Source organism: Geothermobacter hydrogeniphilus (genome assembly GCF_002898515.1).
In the GTDB taxonomy this organism is placed as follows: domain Bacteria; phylum Desulfobacterota; class Desulfuromonadia; order Desulfuromonadales; family Geothermobacteraceae; genus Geothermobacter_A.
The window spans coordinates 1-16,296 of sequence record NZ_PPFX01000008.1; the positions used below are offsets into that span (position 1 = coordinate 1).

13 protein-coding genes and 1 riboswitch are annotated in these 16,296 nt (G+C 61.3%); of the genes, 6 read left to right on the plus strand and 7 right to left on the minus strand.

Features of this window, described 5'->3' with window-relative positions:
- Positions 1-54, minus strand: a riboswitch (cyclic di-GMP riboswitch). This riboswitch is flagged as partial in the annotation.
- A gap of 276 nt (positions 55-330) precedes the next feature.
- Positions 331-1,323, plus strand: coding sequence for an IS1595 family transposase (locus C2E25_RS05105; RefSeq protein ID WP_103114712.1), 993 nt, complete (start codon positions 331-333; stop codon positions 1,321-1,323).
- 32 nt (positions 1,324-1,355) lie between these two features.
- Complete coding sequence (locus tag C2E25_RS05110) at positions 1,356-1,910, plus strand: PAS domain-containing protein (RefSeq protein ID WP_103114713.1); 555 nt, start codon at positions 1,356-1,358, stop codon at positions 1,908-1,910.
- A 14-nt stretch (positions 1,911-1,924) separates the two neighbouring features.
- Here the strand turns inward: C2E25_RS05110 and C2E25_RS05115 are convergent, their stop codons facing one another.
- A complete protein-coding gene (locus C2E25_RS05115) occupies positions 1,925-3,652 on the minus strand; it encodes a B12-binding domain-containing radical SAM protein (RefSeq protein WP_103114714.1) in 1,728 nt (575 codons plus the stop codon).
- Positions 3,653-4,026: 374 nt separating this feature from the next.
- Here C2E25_RS05115 and C2E25_RS05120 point away from each other — a divergent pair, with 374 nt between their 5' ends.
- The 3 genes from C2E25_RS05120 to xthA all read left to right on the plus strand — a co-directional run bounded on the left by C2E25_RS05120 (position 4,027) and on the right by xthA (position 8,159).
- Positions 4,027-5,391: a radical SAM protein gene (locus tag C2E25_RS05120; protein ID WP_103114715.1), complete on the plus strand. Its 1,365-nt coding sequence runs from the start codon at positions 4,027-4,029 to the stop codon at positions 5,389-5,391.
- A gap of 29 nt (positions 5,392-5,420) precedes the next feature.
- Positions 5,421-7,256: a DNA helicase RecQ gene (gene recQ / locus C2E25_RS05125; RefSeq protein WP_103114797.1), complete on the plus strand. Its 1,836-nt coding sequence runs from the start codon at positions 5,421-5,423 to the stop codon at positions 7,254-7,256.
- Positions 7,257-7,331: 75 nt separating this feature from the next.
- Complete coding sequence (gene xthA / locus C2E25_RS05130) at positions 7,332-8,159, plus strand: exodeoxyribonuclease III (RefSeq protein WP_103114716.1); 828 nt, start codon at positions 7,332-7,334, stop codon at positions 8,157-8,159.
- A gap of 39 nt (positions 8,160-8,198) precedes the next feature.
- Here xthA and C2E25_RS05135 read toward each other — a convergent pair whose 3' ends face one another.
- Complete coding sequence (locus tag C2E25_RS05135) at positions 8,199-10,784, minus strand: ABC transporter substrate binding protein (protein WP_158247131.1); 2,586 nt, start codon at positions 10,782-10,784, stop codon at positions 8,199-8,201.
- A 198-nt stretch (positions 10,785-10,982) separates the two neighbouring features.
- Here C2E25_RS05135 and C2E25_RS05140 point away from each other — a divergent pair, with 198 nt between their 5' ends.
- On the plus strand, positions 10,983-11,654 hold the full coding sequence (locus C2E25_RS05140; protein WP_103114718.1) for a YkgJ family cysteine cluster protein: 672 nt from the start codon (positions 10,983-10,985) through the stop codon (positions 11,652-11,654).
- 10 nt (positions 11,655-11,664) lie between these two features.
- Here the strand turns inward: C2E25_RS05140 and C2E25_RS05145 are convergent, their stop codons facing one another.
- From C2E25_RS05145 to C2E25_RS05165, 5 genes are all read right to left on the minus strand, one after another.
- A complete protein-coding gene (locus C2E25_RS05145) occupies positions 11,665-12,222 on the minus strand; it encodes an ACP phosphodiesterase (protein ID WP_146032897.1) in 558 nt (185 codons plus the stop codon).
- A gap of 251 nt (positions 12,223-12,473) precedes the next feature.
- Entirely contained in the window at positions 12,474-13,316 is an 843-nt protein-coding gene (locus C2E25_RS05150) for a DUF362 domain-containing protein (protein ID WP_103114720.1), read from the minus strand.
- The gene (locus C2E25_RS05155) at positions 13,313-13,621 is read right to left on the minus strand and encodes a hypothetical protein (RefSeq protein ID WP_103114721.1); all 309 of its coding nucleotides are present in this window, start codon (positions 13,619-13,621) and stop codon (positions 13,313-13,315) included. Before C2E25_RS05155 ends, C2E25_RS05150 begins: the two co-directional genes overlap by 4 nt.
- 19 nt (positions 13,622-13,640) lie before the next feature.
- Positions 13,641-14,804, minus strand: coding sequence for a hypothetical protein (locus C2E25_RS05160; protein ID WP_103114722.1), 1,164 nt, complete (start codon positions 14,802-14,804; stop codon positions 13,641-13,643).
- A gap of 7 nt (positions 14,805-14,811) precedes the next feature.
- A complete protein-coding gene (locus C2E25_RS05165; protein WP_103114723.1) occupies positions 14,812-16,290 on the minus strand; it encodes an AAA family ATPase in 1,479 nt (492 codons plus the stop codon).
- Between the last annotated feature and the right edge of the window lie 6 nt (positions 16,291-16,296).

The following is a 16,296-nucleotide window of genomic DNA, read 5'->3' on the forward strand; positions in this document are numbered from 1 at the left end:
TCAGGACCCGTGGCTTTGCGTCGCCAGATCTCTCTGGTTTTGCCCTTATCGGAGATAGTGTCTGGATTATTTAGTTTTATTTTTTCGATACTTAACAGCGAATAGTTGCATTTCGTGTGCCATCTCTGCAAGTGGCTGCTTTTACTGCGGCCGGATTCCGACACAACAGGGGAAGGTGTTATTTCGCGGAGGGATGAGGCGAAAAATTGACACGATTTTTTGCCCGTGGTTGCCGGTGTTGTTTTTCGGTTCTATCCACCAAACAAAGGTGGTTTGTGACGTATTTTGACACAAAGACAGTGGATTATGCTCCCCAAAGGAGGATGATCCATGAATCTCAATCAGTTTCGCAAACGATTTCCCACGGAGGACGTGGCCCGCAAATTTTTGGAAAAAGCAATCTGGCCCAACGGCAGGTTTTGCCCGCACTGTGGGTGTCTGAAATCCTGGCCGATCAGAGGGCGCACAACCCGATCCGGTCTGTACGAGTGTGGCGGTTGCCATGGCCAGTTTACCGTGACGACAAAAACGCCTTTGCACGGCACAAAGTTGCCGTTGCGAATATGGCTGATGGCCCTGTATTTCATGGTCAATTCCAGCAAAGGCGTATCGTCTGTATTCCTGGCCAAGTGGATCGGGGTCAACCAGAAGACGGCCTGGAAGATCGGTCACGCCATCCGGGCCATGATGGCCGCACACGGAAATGCCATAGGGCAACTGTCTGGAATCGTTGAACTGGACGAAAAATACCTCGGTGGCAAGCCCAGGTTCCAGCGAGGAGTAAAACATCCCAGGGGCAAAGGAACCCGGAAATCCTGTGTTCATGTAGCGGTCAGTCGCCAGGGTCCCGCTCGGGCAAGCGTTGTCGACAATGACAGTTACGCGACCCTGGCACCGCACGTCAGAAAGGTTGTCGCGGCAGACGCTCAACTCATGACGGACCAACTTCAGACATATGTCGCCATTGGGAAGGATTTCGCCAGTCACGAAAGCGTCCATCATGGCATCAAGGAGTTCGCGAGGGGTAATGCCCATGTCAATACGGCTGAATCTTTCAACGCAACGCTGGAGAGGGCCAAGCAAGGCATCTTCCATTACATCAGTCGCCAGCACCTGCCTCGTTACCTTGGCGAGGTTGTTTTCCGGTGGAATAATCGCGACCCCGTGGAGAAAAAGCAGCGAAACGGATTGTCAAAGATCGTTATGCAAGCCAAGCCAGTTCTTGAACAGTTCGACAACCTGCTCAAGTATGCGGTTGGCACACAGCTAAGACGGACGATTTACGGCGGTATCGCCGTTCCACAACCTTTGTTTGGTGGATAGATCCGAAACTTTATGAAGGTCAGCAGCCCCTGTTGCGGGCGATGGTGGACGCCAACCCGGCGATGATGCTGGTGGTTGACGAGAAGGTACGGGTGCTGGCGGCGAATCATGCCGCGCAGGCCGTGATCACGCCGGATGAAAGCGCGGTTGTGCGTCGGCGGCCGGGAGAGATTCTGCATTGTGTCAGCCATGACAGTCATCCCCGTGGTTGCGGTCACGCCGAACACTGCCGCACCTGCGTCATTCGAGAAGCGGTTCACAAGGTGAGCGACGGCGAAATACTTTCCCGCAGCCGGGCGATGCTCAAATTCAAACGGGATGGAGTGGTGATCGGATTTTACGCCCTGGTGACCGCCGTTCCGTTCGAGCATGAGGGACGGAAGCTGGTGCTGCTGACCATCGAGGACATCAACGAACTGGCCAATCTCTGGAGTATCCTGCCGGTCTGCGCGGTCTGCAAAAAGGTGCGCGATGATCAGCAGGACTGGTCGGAGATGGAGCAGTATCTCAAGACCCACCACGACATGAGGTTCACCCACGGCTACTGTCCGGAGTGCCAGGAAAAGATCATCAAGAAACAACTGTAAAATGAGAGATGGCGTCAGGCGGAAGGCGTTTGCCAGTTTCCGTCTCTGAACCAGAGCTCTTCCACTTCACGGCCCCGGCCGCTGGCGGTGCGGTAGAGGTAGAGGAGGATCACGCGTTCTCCTTCCCGCCCCGGCAGGTGGGTGAAAGGCGCGGCGAAGAACTGCAGCTTACTGCCGTCGCCGCGGTGCTTTTCGCGTTCGGCTTCGACCCGCTGCCGCGTCTGGATACGTTCCGCAGCGCTCAGATCTCCGGTCAGGAAGTCGGGAATTCGTTCCGGCAGTACCCGCTCGCAGCGGGCGTAGTCCCGGCCCAGGGCTTCGCGTAGCGGTTCGCGTTTATCCCCGGCAAATTCCGCCTGCAGCCACTCCCAGAGCAGTTCGAAGACGCCCTGCTGGCTGAGCGGATGCCTCAGTCGCTGTCCCGCGAGGCAGAAGCCGGCCAGCCGGTCAAGGGCGCGGGCCGGCGTGATCCCCTGCCGTTCCAGGGCGGCAAAGAGGTGACGCGCGCGGCCGGCGTTCCAGGTCATATCGAGCAGGCGGCTGACGGTGCGCAGCTGTTCCAGCCGCGCGGGAGAAAGATCCGGCGTGACGAGAACCGTGTAGGGAGGATTGGGGTCAAAGCGGATGCCGCGTTCGGCCGCGTCAGAGCGCAGCGGTGATCCGGGCAGCAGTTTGACCGGTTCGACCTGCAGGTGTTCGGGGCCGAGCGCGAGAACCCGGTCGATGGAGACGAGGAAGCTGTCATAACCCTCCCCCGGCAGTCCGGCGATCAGGTCGAGGTGGAGATGGATGTTGCCGGCCCGGATCAGCCGGGAAACGTTCGCCTCCAGCTTCTGCAGCGAGGCATTGCGGCCGATCGCCCGCAGGGTCTCGGGCAGGGTCGACTGCACGCCGATCTCAAACTGGAACATCCCCTTCGGCACCTGCTCCAGCAGTTGCAGGCAGTCTTCAGTCAGCAGGTGAGCGCCGATTTCGAAATGGAAATTGGTGTGCCGGTTGTGTCGCAGGATGAAGCGCCAGATGCGCCGGGCGCGGGCGGCGTCGTAATTGAAGGTGCGGTCGACCAGTTTGACCTGCCTGACCCCGGCCGCCATCAATCGTCCGAGGTCAGCCTCGATCCGCTGCGGTGAAAAGCTGCGGACCCGCGCGTCGAGGGCGCTCATGCAGAAAGCGCAGCTGTAGGGACAACCGCGGCTGGTTTCACAGTAGATTGTCCCCTTGGCGAGGGCGACCAGTCCGGCGGCGAAAGGGGAGGGGATGCGGTCGAGGTCCGCCAGGGGCGGACCGTCCGGCCCGGTGATGATCTGTTGCCGCTTCCGCCAGTCAAGGCGCGGGATATCCAGCGGTTCTTCCCCCGCCATCCAGGCCCGCAGCAGGCCGTACAGCGGCAGCTCCCCCTCACCGCGCACCAGGGCGGCCAGGCCCGGATGCCGGGCAAACAGCTTCTCCCCGTCAAAGCTGACCTCCGGTCCACCAAGGACGATCCGCAATCCGGGGTGGGCGACGTGCAGGGCGTCAACCAGTTCGAGGGTCGCACGGCGGTTCCAGAGGTAGACCGAGAAGCAGACGACCTCCGCCTGCTCGGCCAGCAGCATCGCCAGGATCGATTCCTTCGGCTCGTGCAGGGTGAATTCGCGGATGCGGAACTCGCAGTCGAGACCACCGCAGTAGGCCGCCAGGTAGGGAAGCGCCAGGCTGGGATGAATATACTTGCTGTGCAGGGTGGCAAGGACGACGCGCATGGCGGGAGCATAGCGGAAAAAGGCGTGAAAGCCAAATTCCCAAATCCACCGGCAATTTCGGGATTCGGCTGTCGTTACGGCTGAATCTGCTTCGTTGCCTTCACCGCTTCGGTGCTCAACGTAGCTCGGCTACGTCTGCGCCCGAATCGGCGCGGCGCCTCGCATCTCCACCCGTTCCGCCACCCTCGGTCCACAAAACAGCCGGTGGATTTGGGAAATTGTGATGGCCCGATCGCTGTGCTATGATCAGCCCGCGATCCGCGCTATCATCCGTGGCCTGTTTCTCACCTTGGGCCCCTGAGCCCTTAGCCTTGTGCCTTGAACCTTTAGCCTTTTAGCCTTTTAGCCTTTAGCCGCTTTTCAGGTTTTCCTCCATGCCCCAATCTAGAACCATCCTTGCGGTTGTCGCCGACGAATCAGGCGAGGTTTTCGAGCATCCCGAGCTGCTGATGGCCGGTAGCAGCGGCCTGACCGCCAGGCTACCGGAAGCCGATGAGCTGATCCCGCTGCCGCAGGGGAGCCGACTGTTCACCGTGCCGGATACCCCGCCGGTCGGTTTTGACCGTCGCAGCGGCAAGCTGGTGACCCGCGACCGGTTGCCGCAGAGCTGGGGGGAGGGGAGCATCCAGTCGGTCTGTGCCTTTCTCACCCCCGCCTACACCCGCACCCTGCTGCCGGCGGCCGACTGGCAGCGCAAACAGGTTGAGTTGCCGCTCTGGTCCTACGCGGCGGTCGGCTGGTGCGAGGAGGAAGAGCGTTTCTACGCCGCCGCGGTCAAGGTCGACGGCAACAACCAGTGGCAGCCGGAGCATTTCGACGACCGCAAGCTCGAACCGCTGGTCCGCGAGCGGGTCGCGGCCTATCCCGACAACCGGCTCTACGAACAGCTTTCCCGCTGCGCCCTCGACTACCACTGCTTTGCCGCCAAGAACCTCTTTTTCGGCCGCTGGGAGGCGCCGCTGCCGACCTCGCCGGTCTGCAACTCGCGCTGTCTCGGCTGCATCTCCCTGCAGGAGAGCGAGTGCTGTCCGTCAAGCCAGGAGCGGCTGACCTTCGTGCCGACGGTGCAGGAACTGTGCGAGGTGGCGGTCCCCCACCTTGAGACTGCCGAGAATGCCATCGTCTCCTTCGGTCAGGGCTGCGAAGGGGACCCGATCCTGCAGCATGAAACTATCGCCGAGGCGGTGCGCGAGATGCGTCGGCAGACACCGCGCGGCACCATCAACTTCAATTCCAACGCCTCGCTGCCGGACGCCGTCGACAGTCTGGCGGCGGCCGGCGTCGAATCGATCCGCGTTTCCCTCAACTCGGTGGTCGAACAGCGCTACAACGCCTATTACCGGCCGCACGGCTATCGGTTCGCCGATGTCATCGAGAGCATCCACCGGGCGAAGAAAAATGGCCTGTTCACCATGCTCAATTACCTGGTTTTTCCCGGCGTTACCGACCGCGAAGATGAGCTGCGGGCGCTGAGCGCGCTGATCGACGCGGCCGGCATCGACCTGATCCAGATGCGCAACCTGGCCATCGACCCGGTGATGTACTGGCGGGCGATGGGCCTCGAAGGACCGGGGACCGGCCTGAAGCGGATGATGGACCGGCTCAAGGCCGAGCATCCGCGACTGCAGTTCGGCTATTTCAACCGTACCCGTGAGAACTTTTATCCCGTCGGAAAGGAACTGTGGGAGATGCAGGGGACGGACTCCGCAGGTGCCTGTCCCCCGGAGGGGGAATCATGAAGCGTGAGACGGAAGACTTGAGATGCGAGATGGTGGGGACCGACTCCGCAGGTGCCTGTCCCCGCCCTGCCGATCCCGATCCCCTGCTGCAGACCCTTGACAAGGTTTTCGGCTTCCGCGATTTCCGCCCCGGCCAGGAAGGGATTGTGCGGGCGCTCAGTGCCGGCCGGGATGTCTTCGTGCTGATGCCGACCGGCGGCGGCAAGTCGCTCTGTTTCCAGCTGCCGGCGCTGGCGCGCGAGGGCACGGCGATCGTGGTGTCGCCGCTGATCGCCCTGATGAAGGACCAGGTCGACAGCCTCTGTCAGCTTGGAGTCGCCGCCGCCTGTTACCATTCGGCGCTCGGCGCCGCCGAATCGCGCCAGATTCTCGCCCGGATGCATGGCGGCGAGCTCGACCTGCTCTACGTTGCCCCGGAGCGGCTGCTTTCCGACGGTTTCCTGGCCCGGCTGGCCGAAATCGACATCGCCCTGATCGCCATCGACGAGGCCCATTGCATCAGCCAGTGGGGGCATGATTTCCGTCCCGAGTATCTGCAGCTGCCGCAGTTGCGGCAGCACTTCCCCGGCGTGCCGCTGGCCGCGCTGACCGCCACAGCCGATCCGCAGACGCGCCGGGATATCGTCGAGCGGCTCGGGCTGCAGCAGGCCTACACCCACGTTGCCAGTTTCGATCGGCCCAATATCCGTTACACGGTGGTCGAAAAATCGCGCCCGTTTGAACAGCTGCAGCGTTTTCTCAATCGCCACCCGAATGAATCGGGCATCGTCTACGCCCTGTCACGCAAGCGGACCGAAGAGATCGCCGGCAAACTGTGCGCCGCCGGACTGCGCGCCGCCCCCTACCATGCCGGGCTGCCGGACGAGCTGCGTCACACCACCCAGGAAGCGTTCCTGCGCGACGATCTCGATATCGTCGTCGCCACGGTCGCCTTCGGCATGGGCATCGACAAGCCGAACGTGCGCTTCGTGGTCCATTACGATCTGCCGAAGAATCTTGAAAGCTACTACCAGGAAACCGGTCGTGCGGGACGCGACGGGCTCGCTTCCGAGGCGCTGCTGCTGTTCGGTTATGGCGACATCGCCCTGGTGCGCGGCCTGATCGAAAAGTCGGAGAATGAAGAACAGATCCGCATCGAGCTGCACAAGCTCAACGCCATGGTCGGCTACGGCGAGGAACGCGGTTGCCGGCGGCGGACCCTGCTGGGATATTTCGGCGAAGGGCTCAAGGAGGATTGCGGCAACTGCGACACCTGCCTCGATCCGCCGGAAACCTACGACGCCACCGAGGACGCCCGCAAGGCCCTCTCCTGCGTCTATCGGGTCGGGCAGCGCTTCGGCGTCGGCTACGTGGTCGAGGTGCTGCGCGGCGCCGACAACGAGCGGGTGCGGCGCAACAACCATCAGCAGCTCTCGACCTGGGGGATCGGCGCTGATAAGAGCAGCGATCACTGGAGCAGCCTGCTGCGGCAGCTGATCCATCGCGGTTATCTCCGCCAGGATATCGAGAACTACTCAGTATTGAAATTGACCGAGCAGGCCCGGCCGCTGCTGCGTGGAGAAGAGACCCTCGAACTGCCGGTTCCGCGACTGCGGGTCAAGGCGGTGAAGAAGCCGAAGAAGAGCCGCGGCCCGGTCGGCGACTACGACCATGCGTTGTTCGAACGGTTGCGCGCCCGTCGCAAGAAGATCGCGGACGGGCAGGGGATCCCCCCCTACATGGTCTTCTCCGACGCTACCCTGGCGGAGATGGCCGCCGTCGTGCCGCAGACCGCCCAGGAACTGCTGCAGATCAACGGCGTCGGTCTGACCAAGCTGGAACGCTTCGGCGCGGATTTCCTGGAGGAGCTGGGGCAGGCCTCGTGAGATGTGAGATGTGAGGGGGACTGGCTCCGCAGGTGCCTGTCCCCCTTTTGCCTTTTGAATCTCAAGGAGATTCCCATGAAAATCGTATCCTTCAACGTCAACGGTATCCGCGCCCGGCTGCACCAGCTGGCGGCGCTGGTGGAGAGTCACGCGCCCGATATCATCGGCCTGCAGGAGACCAAGGTGCGGGATGTTGAGTTCCCCGTCGATGCCATCCATGACCTCGGTTACCGGGTCGTCTTTCATGGTCAGAAGACCCATTACGGGGTGGCGCTGCTTTCGAAACAGGAGGCGAAGAATCCCCGCAAGGGGTTCCCCGGTGAAGGCGGAGACGCTCAGCGGCGCTGCGTGATGGGTGATTTTTCTCTTGCCGACGGCCGTACGCTGCGGGTGATCAACGGTTACTTCCCTCAGGGAGAGAGCCGCGAACATCCGAGCAAATTTCCCGCCAAGCGGGACTTCTACGCCAACCTGCAGGCTTTTCTCGATCAGACATGTGATCCTGCCGGACCGCTGGTGGTGTTGGGAGATATGAACGTCGCGCCTTTCGACAGCGACATCGGCATCGGGTCCGACAACGCCAGACGCTGGCTGCGGACCGGCAAGTGTTCCTTTTTGCCCGAAGAGCGGCAGTGGCACGAGCAGCTGCGCGGCTGGGGACTGGTTGACAGCTACCGGCAGCTGCATCCCGACGTCGACGACCGATTCAGCTGGTTCGATTACCGCTCGCGCGGTTTTGATCGCGACCCGAAACGCGGCCTCCGCATCGACCAGCTGCTGGTGACGGCGCCCCTGGTCGAAAAGCTGACCGGAGCCGGCATCGACTATGAAATTCGCGGCATGGAGAAGCCGTCGGATCATTGTCCGTGCTGGGCGGAATTCGACCTGGACCTGGCCCCTTGAAGGAGACCTTGTTTCCGTCCGTTGTCCGGAGGGGTTCTGTCAGATCTGCAGCGTCTCGATCACCTTGGTCAACAGGTCTTCGCTGCGGTAGGGTTTGTGCAGAAACCCGGCCAGCCCCTTGCCGGCCATCAGGTCGGTGGCGTCCTGTTCATTGTAGCCGCTGGAAAGAATCACCCGGATATCGGGTTTGATCGTCCGCATCTGCCGGAAGGCCTCCTCGCCGTCGATATGGGGCATGGTCAGGTCGAGCAGCACCAGGCCGATCCGGTCCGGGTTGCGGCGCAGCAGGTCGACCCCTTCTCGGCCGTCTTCGGCCAGATGGACCTTGAAGCCGTACTCTTCGAGCATCATCCGGCCGACTGAGCGGACTGTCTCGTCATCATCGACAATCAGGATGGCTCCACAACGTTCCGCCAGATCGGTGGGCAGGGTCGCTGCCCGGCTTGTTTCCGGATGCCGGACGGCGGACGTGCAGCAGGGCAGCAGGATCTTGAAGCTGGTCCCCTTGCCCGGTTCACTGTAGATGCGGATCGCCCCGTGATGGCTGCGGACGATGCCGAGGACGGCGGCCAGGCCGAGCCCGCGGCCGGCAAACTTGGTGGTGAAAAAGGGATCGAAAATGCGCCTTCGGGTTTCCTCGCCCATGCCGGCGCCGCTGTCGGATACCTCGACGAAGGTGAACGGGCCGGGTTGCAGATTGTCATCGAGATAGGAACCCGCCAGGTACTCGGCGTCGGCATCCATCACCCCGGTGGTGATGGAAATCACACCGCTGCGTTTGCCGATGGCGTCCGAGGCGTTGGTGATCAGGTTCATGATCACCTGCCGCAGCTGGGTTGGATCGGCCTCTGTCAACACCGGGACCTGGGCGAGGTTGAGTCTCAGCAGAGCGGTTTTGGAGATCACGGTTTGCAGCAGGTGGGCCATCTCTTCGACCAGCTCATTGAGGTTGATGGTTTCCACCACGAAGCGTCCCTTGCCGGAGTAGGCGAGCATCTGCGAGGTCAGGTCGGCGGCACGCTCGGCCGACTTGACGATCATCTTCACCATGTCACGAACCGGACTTTCCGGAGGCAGCTTGCCCAGGGTCAGATCGGCGCAGCCGAGAATGCCCATCAGCAGGTTGTTGAAATCGTGGGCGATGCCGCCGGCCAGGATGCCGAGACTTTCCAGTTTCTGTGCCTGCAGGATTTTCTGCTCCAGGGCCCGCCGTTCCTGTTCGGCGCGGTTGCGGCGGGTAACGTCGAACATGATCGACACCCCCAGCTCTCCAAGCTGGCTATGGTTGAACTCGATGTCGCGGATGTCGCCGTTTTTGCAGCGTACCTTCCATTCCTGCATCTCCACCGGGTTGCCGAAACTGCTGCTTTGTTCGATCTGCGAGTTCCAGAAATGACGGACCCGTTTCCGGTCGTCATCATCAGGGTAGGCCTTGTCGAACCAGGCGTCCATGTTCGGCAGGTCATCCCGGGTATAGCCGAAAACCTCGGTGAAGCGGCGGTTGACAAAATCGATGTTGCCGCCGAGGCGGGTGACCCGAATAGGGTTGGGGGAGTCCTCAATCAGTTGCCGGAAATTTGCTTCGCTGGTCGCCAGTTTTTTTTCCGCCAGTCGGCGGCGCAGAATGTTGGCGATCAGCAACAGTAACACCAGGCTCTGGAGCAGAACGGTCCCGGCTCCGGCCCAGATGGCGGTTTTGTGACGCTGGTAAAAGGATTGCGGCCGGTTGCGGATGATCGCATCGCGCGGCAGTCGGTCCGGATCGATACCGAAACGGCGCAGGGCCCGGTCGTCAAACAGAGGGGTGTTGGGGCTTTCCCGTTCGATGGCCAGAGTTTCCGGGGCCGCGCCGGCGAGAATCTGCAAGGCCAGGCGTGCGGCGTGCTGTCCCTGTCGGTATCCATCCACCACCAGGCCGCCTAAGGTCCCGTAGCCAACGGTGAAATCCCAGATGGCAAAGATCGGTCCCCGGTAGTTCTCATTCAGGAACCGCAGGCTCTGTTCCCGGTTGAAAGTTCGCTGGTGACGGTCCCGCCAGAAGCTCAGATTAAGAACGATGCTTTGTCGCGGCAGATTTCGTAAACCTTCCTGCAGTTCCTCGGCGGTCAATTCCGAGAGCATGTGAAAACGGATGGAATCAGGCAGCTTGTCACGGATTTTGAGGGCGCGGCGCAACATGATACGGCCGGTCGGGGTCGAGTCGCTGACCAGGGCGATGGTTTCGGTGTCGGGAAAAAGCTTCAGGGCCAGTCGCAGGGTGCCGAGGATGTCAACTTCCTCAGCGACCCCGGTTATCGCGGATTCTTTCTCCAGGTGACGGGATCCAAGGTTGTTGACTCCGCAGAAGACAATCGGGGCGTCGGGGAAAAGCTGCTCCCGGTATCGCAAGGCGAAGCTCAAGGCGTTGTCATCACTGGTGATGATGACCGAAAAACGTTGGCCGTGGTATTTTTCAGCCAGATACCTGGCAAAGCGGGGGAACTGTTTTTTGGGGGGGGATCTTTTGCTGTCCAGATACTCGGTGAACAGTTGCAGCTGCTCACGGTCAGAGTTCAGAGTGGTACGAATTCCCCGGTCAATGGAATCAGTCCAGGGAAATCCGGGGTGATAAGAATGCAGTATCATAACCCTGGGTGGGGGGGGGACGGCCTGGGCTGTTGCCAGATGGAACGGGAAGACTGCGAAAAAAAGCAGAAGAGAAAGAATCGTTCGGAGGGACATGTGTTGTTCCTGTGACCTGAAAAAAATCATTAGAACACTCTTTTAACTATATAAATGGTTAAAGTTCAAGTCATTTCTTTTTTAAACGGAAATGGATGAGATATGCGATCCCTGCTCGATGAATTCCAGATTCTGTTGACAGAAGTCGATGACTGGTTTATCCGCAGTGTCCGGTCGGTCGGAGCAGCATCGGTTGCCTGTCGAGCGGGATGTGATGCCTGTTGTCGGGGGTTGTTTGATATCAGCCTGATCGAGGCCCTGCTGCTGCGGCGGGCCTGGGAAGGGTTGCCGATGAATGCCCGCGACCAGGTGCGGCGCAAGGCCGAGCTGCGTCTGGCCGAATTGAAACAGCGATGGCCGAACTGGAAGGCGCCCTGGCTGCTTAACGGATTGCCGGATGATGAGTGGACGGAGATGCCCGAGGAGGATGAAACTTCCTGTCCGCTGCTCGGGGATGATGATCGTTGCCTGGTTTACACCGCCCGGCCGATGACCTGTCGCCTGCACGGCCTGCCGGCCATCGATCTCGACGGGACCGATTTCACGTCAGCCGTCTGCAGCCGCAACCGGGTCGCTCCGGATGATTCTCGGCTGCGTTACCCGTTTCGGGATCTGTTTCGGCGGGAAATTGAACTTTTTCGTCGTTTTGCCCTGCGGCTGACCGGCCGGCCGTATTCTGAACTCGATACCTTCATCCCCACGGCGATCCTGATCGATTTCGACGCGGTGGACTGGTCCGGCACCTTGCTGGTTGATCCGAGAGAGCCCGGTTAGTCCGTACTTGTCAGTTGAATTCGGTCAGGAACCGATCGAAATCCTCCCTGAAACCATCGTATTGTCTGTCCAGTTCTTCCACCCCTTCGCCGAGGGGATTGGGCCGTCGCAGTCGATCGGAAATGCGCTGCAGGACCATGGAGATCGTTGCCGGTTCGCGGTAGGAAACCAGCCAGTTGTAGCGTTTCATCCGCCGGGTCACCGGGCGAAAAGCCGTTGGCAGCAGGTGGTCATAGGTGCTGAACAGCCGGTAGATTTCGCGGCTGAATGATTCCAGAGACTGGTCGTGATAGTCGCCCCAGTGGGCTGCCAGCAGGTGGTCATAGAAGATGTCGACCAGTACCGGCTTGAGCAGACCGAACCGTTCATCGATGCGGGCTTTGCTGCGTCTGACTGCCGGACTGGTGACGCTGTGTCGATCCACCATCCGGTGCTGACGCAGACCGCGCAGGACGCCCTCGGGCCAGGCCCTTTCATCCAGCCATCCCTTGACCCAGTCGCCGAGCAGGTTGCCGAGTCGAACCTCGGGATCGGGATCGGAGAGGTAGAGGTGGACAAGATAGTTCATCACGGCAAGGGCGGCTAAAGGTTGAAGGCCAAAGGCCAAAGGCCAAAGGCCAAAGGCGTCCCTATAACCTTTGGTCTTCAGCCGAATCTAGGAGTCTGTCGGGCTATCCGGGCTGAAGCGAAAATTTGGCTGATTGAGGTCAGATTTTAGCTCATTTGAGGGCAATAGCTGTAGCTATTGATCGAAAAGGAGCTGAAATATGGGCCAATCAGACGGATTTGCAGCCAGTCCATGGATAGTCCGACAGCCTCCTAGTGTTTGGCCTTTGAATTTGGTTCTTCCGCCATCTGATAAGCCGTTTCGCCCGCCATCGCGTTGCCGAGTTCGCCGTCGGCCCGGGCGATGTGGGGAATGTCGCGCCAGTTCTTGCCGAGCAGCATCGCGCCGGCGGCATCGACCGCGACCGGATCGAAGCCGGCGATCAGGCGGTGCGGCGGGGGATCACAGGGACGGCCGGTAAGATGGTGGTCGCGCATGCCGACACTGGCATCAATCAGGGCCAGGTCCGGTTTGCGGTAGCGGTTGAGATCGAGGATCGCCTCGTGGATCTGGCGGTGGAAAGCGGATTTTTTCCACATCCCGCCCTGCTGGTAGAAGCGCGGCGGAGCGCAGCCGACCATGTTCTTCATGCTCAGGGTGACGTCAGCCAGGGAATGTTCCTTGAGGACCGCGAAAGAGATGACGAAGCTGTCGCTGAGGATCTCGGGGAGGTACAACTGCGGGAAAATCGGGCAGTCGTCGCGACTCAGTTCGACCGCCGGCGCTTCGTTGAGATCGATCAGCTTCAGATCATAGCGTTCGGCCAGATCCATGTAGCCGAGATGATCGAAAACCTTGATCGTCGAGTGCAGCTGGTCGCCGGTTCCCTCGGCGAGGATGATGCGGGCCCGGGTCTGTTTCCGCAACCAGCGTACCAGCACCATGGCCGCTCCGACCGGCAGGGTGACCGGGGGAGGATCGTCGGTCACCAGGTTCGGTTTGATGATGATGGTCTGCTGTTCGGCCAGGATCTCCCGGGCGCCGATCGCTTCCAGGGCGAGCGGCAGCGATTCGCCGAAACTCTCAAAAGGCTGCAGGTGGCAGGCGCGGTTCATGGGGCACTGATCTCCTCGATAATAATGCGTTGTCCCCACATGCGGAAACCGACCGCTGGGGGAGCGGGACGGGCCTTGACCCGCACCGGCTGGCCGTCACGGCGCAGCGCGGGCGGAATATGGTCGGGCAGGTAGTGATGACCCGCCTGGTCCTCGATACCGTAAAAACCGCCCTCGAGATTGACGTGAATGATCCGCCCGGTGAACGCGATCAGGTTTTCAGAATCGGATGGCTGCTCCGCCATGATGGGGTCGGTGCTGCAGGCGGCCAGCAGAATGGCCAGAATGATGATCGTGAGACGCATGATTCTCTCCGGGACGGCTTCAGGTTGAGGCCAGCTTGTTCTGCAGAATCAGCATTTCAAACGCCATGGTCAGTTTCACCGCGAGTTCACGAACCTCGGCCGCGACGGCGGCGAGATTGAGCCGGGGGTTGTCGATATAGAGGAAACCGATCAGCCGGCCGAGCAGCAGGACCGGCTCGATCAGCACCTGCTCCGGGATATGACCACCGAGTTCGTGCAACAGCAGGGAGTTGAAAGGAGAACGGGGAACCGGCCCCAGATACTGGGCGTGGTTGTCGGCCACCATCTGCAGGATAGATGGCTCGTCCAGCTCGAGCTGGAACTGTTCGAAGTCGGGCAGCGGTTTTCTGTCGCGGACCGCCCGCCAGCCGAAGGCCACCCCGCCGCGGACCAGCAGCAGCGCTCCGCTGCGGTACTCGCGGTTGATCCAGGTGATCACCAGGTCGGCGACCTCATCCCGGTTGGCGGCCCGGCTGAATTGTTCACCGAGCTGTTCAAAGGTGGCGGCCGGTTGGGGGGTGACGGTTGACGTTTCGACCGGTTGTGCCGGGAACACGCTCTCCCTGGCGGTGGGAGGAGGGGATGCCGTTTCCAGGCGCTGACGCTGCTCCCAGTCTTCAAGCATGGCGTCCTGCTCCGGGCCTCCCAGCCAGCTGCTCTCATCCTCCTCCTCGGTATCGGCATCAGCTGCCCGGTCCGGATCTTGCCGGGGCTCGTCCTCGGGAACGAGGATGTACTGGCCGACCCGTTCGAGGCCGTAATAGCGGTGCATGGCGCGGACCAGGGTCGACTCGACCGCGACCACCGGCTTGACGCGCATGCCGCAGTGAAAACCGATGGCGTCGATCGCGTCGAGGTCGCCTGGGTCGGGCAGGGCGACAACCAGCTGGCGCGTATCTTTCTTCAGGGGGACGGCAAAATATTTTTCCACCAGTTCGACGGGCAGCTGGTCGATGATCTCCCGAGGCAGGTTGTTGAAGTGCTTGCCCCGGACGAAAGGAACCCGGTGCCGGGCACTGAGCAGGCGGGCCAGCTGTTCTTCTTCGAGGGCGCCGACGTCAACCAGGTGGCTGCCGAGGCGACCGCCGAAAATGGCCTGGCTTTTCAGTGCCTCTTCAAGCTGAGCTTCGCTGATCAGTCCGCGGCGCAGCAATTCTTTTCCGATCTGGTTCTTCTGTCCCATAATGATTTCAATCCGCCGCGACGGTGCGGTTTGCCGCCCAGCGGCGGAGGGCGGAAACGCGTTCGGACATTACGACCGACAGGGGCCGGGTGGTGGCCAGTTCGTTGAGCAGCAGGCGATTGTCGAGTTTGCCTTCGCCGCCGAGGGCGGAGTAGAGGCCGGCGACCACCGCCTGTTCGATTTCCGCCCCGGAAAAGCCTTCGCTGGCTTCGGCCAGGGCGTCGAGATCGAAATGGTCCGGATCGAGGCGTCGTTTTTTCAGGTGGATGGTGAAAATCTGTTTGCGGATTTCGACGTCGGGCAGGTCGACGAAGAAGGTTTCATCCAGTCGTCCCTTGCGGATCAGTTCCGGCGGCAGGGCGGCGATGTCGTTGGCGGTGGCGACCAGGAAGACTCCATCGGGTCGTTCCGCCATCCAGGTCAGCAGGGTGCCGAGAACCCGGCGCGACGTGCCCGAATCATCCCCGCCGTCGGCGATCCCTTTCTCCAGTTCGTCCAGCCACAACACGCAGGGCGCGATGGCATCGGCGGCCTGCAGCGACTCGCGGATATTGCGCTCGGTTTCACCGTGGTACTTGTTGTAGACCGCGCCGAAGTCGAGCCGCAGCAGGGGAATTTTCCACATCCCGGCAACCGCCTTGGCCGCCAGGCTCTTGCCGCAGCCCTGCACGCCGAGCAGCAGGATACCCTTGGGGGTCGGCAGGCCGGGAATCTTCCGGTCGCCGAGAAAGGCGACGCGGCGTTTGTTGAGCCAGTCTTTGAGGTACGCAAGCCCGCCGACGTCGGCAAAGCGAGCGGTTTCCGGCTCGAAACTGAGGACCCCGCCGCGTCCGAGCAGGCTGACTTTTTTTTCAATCACCTGCGGCAGATCATCGTGGGTCAGGGCTCCGTCATCCTGCAGGGCGCGTCGGGTCAGGCGCCTGGCCTCGCCGAGGGCCAGCCCCTGCAGGTTGCGCAACAGCGCCGGCAGAACGGCTTTTTCGATCCGTGGTCGCCGGCCGTCATGTTCTCCGGCCCATTGTCTGACTTCGTCACGGATCATCTGTTTGAGTTGTGCCGCGTCCGGAACCGAAAGCCGGTAGCGGGCACTCAAATGCTCGATTTCGGGGGGCAGGTCAAGGCGATAGCTGAGCAGGATCAGGGTCTGACCGTTCTCTTCGGCCGCCAGTACCGCTTCTTTCAAAAGGCGTACGGTGGTTGGGTCCTCCAGGTAAGGATGAAAATCGAGCAGGAGGTAAATTCCGGGAACCGCGCCGGCCTTGAGATGGCCGAGGACATCCTGCGGACGCAGGTTGTGGCGTTGTGGGCGATAGCCCTGTTCCAGTCGCAACAGCCCCTCGGTGACGGTCCATTTGAAAAGCGGCTTGCCGGCGTCGACCGCCACCCGGTGCAGCAGGTCGATGGCGCGCAATTCCTCGCGGGTCTCCAGCAGCACCAGGCTGACGCGGGAGCGGACCAGAGTGATCAGGTCGCGAATGTCACTCACATTGTC